At 40.3% G+C, this 3,952-nt stretch carries 6 protein-coding genes (1 of these 6 cut by a window edge); 4 read left to right on the top strand and 2 right to left on the bottom strand.

Features of this window, described 5'->3' with window-relative positions:
• A protein-coding gene (locus COV43_08710; protein ID PIR24759.1) for a hypothetical protein crosses the window boundary here: on the top strand, positions 1-783 show its final stretch. The gene continues 1,176 nt to the left of window position 1, outside the view; only the last 783 of its 1,959 coding nucleotides appear in the window; the start codon falls outside the window, past its left edge; it ends in the stop codon at positions 781-783.
• A 310-nt stretch (positions 784-1,093) separates the two neighbouring features.
• Here COV43_08710 and COV43_08705 read toward each other — a convergent pair whose 3' ends face one another.
• Positions 1,094-1,354 (bottom strand): hypothetical protein, encoded by a 261-nt coding sequence (locus COV43_08705; GenBank protein ID PIR24758.1) that lies wholly within the window; start codon positions 1,352-1,354, stop codon positions 1,094-1,096.
• Between the two features lie 13 nt (positions 1,355-1,367).
• Positions 1,368-1,862: a hypothetical protein gene (locus tag COV43_08700; GenBank protein ID PIR24757.1), complete on the bottom strand. Its 495-nt coding sequence runs from the start codon at positions 1,860-1,862 to the stop codon at positions 1,368-1,370.
• A 116-nt stretch (positions 1,863-1,978) separates the two neighbouring features.
• On the opposite strand from COV43_08700, the gene COV43_08695 reads away from it, so the two are divergent.
• The 3 genes from COV43_08695 to COV43_08685 are packed head-to-tail and all read left to right on the top strand — an operon-like array spanning position 1,979 to position 3,835.
• Positions 1,979-2,311: a transcriptional regulator gene (locus tag COV43_08695; GenBank protein ID PIR24756.1), complete on the top strand. Its 333-nt coding sequence runs from the start codon at positions 1,979-1,981 to the stop codon at positions 2,309-2,311.
• Positions 2,312-2,324: 13 nt separating this feature from the next.
• Complete coding sequence (locus COV43_08690; protein ID PIR24755.1) at positions 2,325-2,885, top strand: arsenate reductase; 561 nt, start codon at positions 2,325-2,327, stop codon at positions 2,883-2,885.
• The gene (locus tag COV43_08685; GenBank protein PIR24754.1) at positions 2,876-3,835 is read left to right on the top strand and encodes a hypothetical protein; all 960 of its coding nucleotides are present in this window, start codon (positions 2,876-2,878) and stop codon (positions 3,833-3,835) included. Before COV43_08690 ends, COV43_08685 begins: the two co-directional genes overlap by 10 nt.
• Positions 3,836-3,952: the final 117 nt, after the last annotated feature.

Genomic DNA, 3,952 nt, shown 5'->3' with positions numbered 1-3,952 from the left:
GAGAATATTTATCCTCCTCAAATTCGTGACGTTATAGCATGCGAAGAAACAATTGGTGTGGAGAATGCTTTGCTCCTTGCTGAGAAATTAAACGTTACCCGCTTTGGCCGATATGATGAATCTGTTCTTTGGCATAATGTAAAACTTCTCACCGATCGTGAACATGAAAAAACCAAACCACTTATTTTAAGTGTCGTGGCAAAAAGCGACGAAACAGATGCGTTGTATTGGGGAAGACATTTTGAACTCGATGAACGAGTTCGAGTCATTATTATAGAAGCTGGAAGTACTGAAGATTTTTTAGTCTCTACGAAACGAGTGGTGAATGATTATGGTGAGCCTGATTCTATTTTAATCTCAGCTCATGGAATACCTGGATCAATTCTCTTTGGTGATGAGGAAAAACGCGTGCCAGGTTCACGGATCACAATGAATTTTTTAGACTTAGAAAAAATAAAATTATTTTTCGATGAACATTTGAAGAGCAGGCCTCAAATTGTTGTCAATTCTTGTGATATCGCCACCGACACAAATGGCATGAATTTAGCTCAAAGTTTATCCAACTATACGGGAAGTGAAGTAAGAGCTGCAAAGGGTATTGAAGCTATGTTTGATCTTAAATTAGACTTCGAAAATGGAAAAGCCCGATTATTTCCAAACTTTTTTCAAATCGGAGGTTTGGACACACTTGGTTATGTCATCGGCGATGAACTCTTTACTCCGCAAGAAATCCCTCTCCCAACAGAAGTTCCTGCTGCAAGCGTTTCACAGTCTTTAAAATGATCACATCAAAAACATTAAGCCTTGTCTCCTTTAACCAACAAAAACCCACTTGAAACAGCAGAGCTAAAACGATTGTTCGCTTCTTCGCCAACTAGCTTCACATCTTAAAGAAAACCGTTAAACAAATTTTGCTAAAAATCTAAACTGCCGCTTTATGAGTGTCGATTTTAGCATCACTCTTTTTTGTCGCAAAGAAGAGTGAAAATGTTTCGGAATAAAATGCTTTAAAATAAATTTAAAAAAGAATTACCCTCACATTCTATGTTTTGATTGTTCATTTTGTTTCCATTTGCTACACATCACTGCCTCTCTAATTTAAACTTGGAACTTTCTTCATGATGAATTCTCCTTTTTTTCTCCGTTTTTTTTGCTGAAATTTGGATGCTTGCTTGTTGTTTGTAGTTCTGCTTGTACGTCCACATCGACGAGCCTTCCGTTTCAAGTCACCGAGACGCGAGAAGCTTGCGATAACTACAAAACTCTTCGCCAGCCGCTTTTTGGTTTTTTGAAAGAGTGAGCGAAGTCCTTTTGTGATCGAAAAACTTGCACCCCTCCAAAAGTAAAAAATCAAAACTCGACCTCTTCTATTTTCCCTTCACCTTGCGAAAGAAAAAAAGAAAATAAAAAATGAACAAGAGAATAAGGTTCGGAAAAAAGATGTAAGGATTGGTCCAGCTGATGCCTTCAAATTTGTACTCAAAAAGTGGCCACAAAAATGGTGTGGCAAAAAAGCGCGTGGTGTGCGTGGGAATGTCTACAAGAATGTGAAGTGGCCAAGCCAGCATGGGCCAAAAATATTTTTTACTCACCAATCGAAACAAAAAAAACACTCCCAAAAAAACAATCAAGCTATGCGTAAAATTGTAACTCACATGTACATAGTTTGGAATTTCTGACATTTGAGGAAGACCTTCCGACCAATTTGGTGCGGTAGAAAATCCAAGAACATTCATCAGCGAAAAAATGCCAAAGCTTAACAAGTCTGGAAGCACTCCAAAAAGAAACGCCCACAGAAAAACGCGTTTTGACTTTCTGCCAAAAATCAAACCTCCCCACAAACCATGTGAAACAATATCCATTGAAACCTCTCTTCAAAAGAAGAGTGATAGTGAAGTTTTCAAAGGAATCAAGGCTTGTTCTTCACAGAAATATTTTTCTCTTTACTTTATCGTAGTATTACGATAAAGACTCCGGCATGGCTCGTTCAAAACAAAGCAAGTGTTGTCCTCCTCATGTATGTTCAACCGCAAAGTCTGGTGGTGGGGATATTGATTTTGCTGCTGTCGCCAAGGCGCTGGGGCATCCTCTTCGTTTAGAAATTGTCGCCATTTTAAAAAAATCAAAAACTTGTATTTGCGGTGACATCGTAGATCAATTGCCCATCGCGCAAGCCACCGTCTCACAACATTTAAAAGTTTTAAAAAAGGCCGGCATCATTCGAGGAAAAATTAGCGGACCATCAACATGTTATTGTTTGGAACCAGCAACCATTAAGCAGTTTAAAAAACAGGTTCAAACTCTTTTATGAAGGAGAGATAAGCATGAGTAAAATCAACATACTTTTTCTGTGCACCGGCAACTCCTGCCGCAGTCAGATGGCGGAAGGGTGGGCGAAGCACTTGAAGTCCGATAAAATCAATGCTTACTCTGCAGGAATCGAAACGCATGGCCTCAATCAAAATGCGGTGAAAGTTATGGCCGAAGCTGGCGTTGATATTTCCAAACATCGTTCGCAGCATGTTGATGAATTGAAAAACATTTCATTTGATTATGTGGTTACCATTTGCGGACACGCCAATGAATCTTGTCCAATTTTTCCAGGCAACACCAAAGTGGTTCACTTCGGATTCGATGATCCTCCAAAGCTGGCAAAAGAGCTGGCCGAAAAAGGAGCTTCCGAAGAAGAACAGCTCAACTGTTATCGAAAAGTTCGTGACGAAATAAAACACTTTGTAGAAACGCTGCCTGAAACCTTAAGTGGCGAAAAGAAAAAGGGCTTCTTTTCAAAAATGTTCGATAAGCTCGATAAAAAACTGGAAGCTAAATCCAAAAAAAGTTCTTGTTGCACACCCTCAAACAAAGGTGGCTCTTCGTGCTGCTAAGGTTGATAGATTGGTTCACGTATTCCGTTTTGAATGTAAACCCAGAAACTCATTTGGGGAAAACGCTCCATTTTTTTCTTTACGATTCCATCAAAATTTTGCTGCTGCTGTTTTTTCTCATCGCCATCATTGGTTTCATTCGAACCTATTTGCCGCAGCACAAAATTAAAACATGGATGACAAAAAAAGGAGGCGTTGGGAATTTTTTTGCAGCACTGTTTGGCGCAGTAACGCCATTCTGCTCATGCTCGTCTATTCCTTTATTTTTTGGCTTTCTTAAAGCAGGCGCGCCTTTGGGAATTACCTTTTCGTTTCTTATCACTTCGCCACTCATCAACGAATATCTTGTGGTGCTCATGATAGGATTGTTTGGATGGAAAATTACAGCGCTTTACGTTTTGAGCGGTTTGTTCATTGGCATTGTTTCAGGAATTATTCTGGGCCGACTAAAACTCGAGCGATTTCTTGTAGCTGACTTCATTGGACAAGCAAATGGAAACAGCGACACCACTCACTATCCTCATCTCTTCAGCAGAATACAATTTGGCTATAACGAAGCCATCTCAATTGTGAAAAAAATTTGGATCTGGATTTTGCTTGGCGTGGGCGTTGGCGCTTTTATTCACAACTATGTGCCACAAGAAACCATCCAACTGCTCATCAGTAAAACGGGTGTTTTTTCTGTGCCCATCGCAACTCTCTTAGGCGTTCCCATGTACGGAAGCTGCGCTGCCATCGTTCCCATCGCCGTCGTCTTGTTTCAAAAAGGCATTCCTTTGGGAACCGCACTCTCGTTCATGATGGCCATTTCCGCACTCAGTTTACCCGAAGCAATTATGTTGAGACGCGCCATGAAATTACAGCTCATTCTGATTTTCTTCGGCATCACCACCGCAGCAATTATTTTCACCGGCTACGTTTTCAATCTCTTGCAGAGTTTGTTGGTTTAGTAAGAGGTCTCAATTTCTTTACATAGTTCCCCCTGAAAAACCCATTTTTTCAAGATAGCGGACCTTGAGCGGTGTGTTTTTTCGGAGGCTCAACAAAAATCAACCTCAAAAAATGGA

It is taken from the genome of Deltaproteobacteria bacterium CG11_big_fil_rev_8_21_14_0_20_42_23 (assembly GCA_002796345.1).
Classification (GTDB): Bacteria; UBA10199; UBA10199; order 2-02-FULL-44-16; family 2-02-FULL-44-16; genus 1-14-0-20-42-23.
Note: the sequence above shows the minus strand (reverse complement) of the source record. Positions and strands in the feature narration are given on the sequence as shown.

Bases quoted from the DNA above. Each gene is read 5' to 3' on its own strand.
- COV43_08700 (PIR24757.1), bottom strand. From the start codon at position 1,862: ATGGATATTGTTTCACATGGTTTGTGGGGAGGTTTGATTTTTGGCAGA.
- COV43_08690 (PIR24755.1), top strand. From the start codon at position 2,325: ATGAGTAAAATCAACATACTTTTTCTGTGCACCGGCAACTCCTGCCGC.
- COV43_08695 (PIR24756.1), top strand. From the start codon at position 1,979: ATGGCTCGTTCAAAACAAAGCAAGTGTTGTCCTCCTCATGTATGTTCA.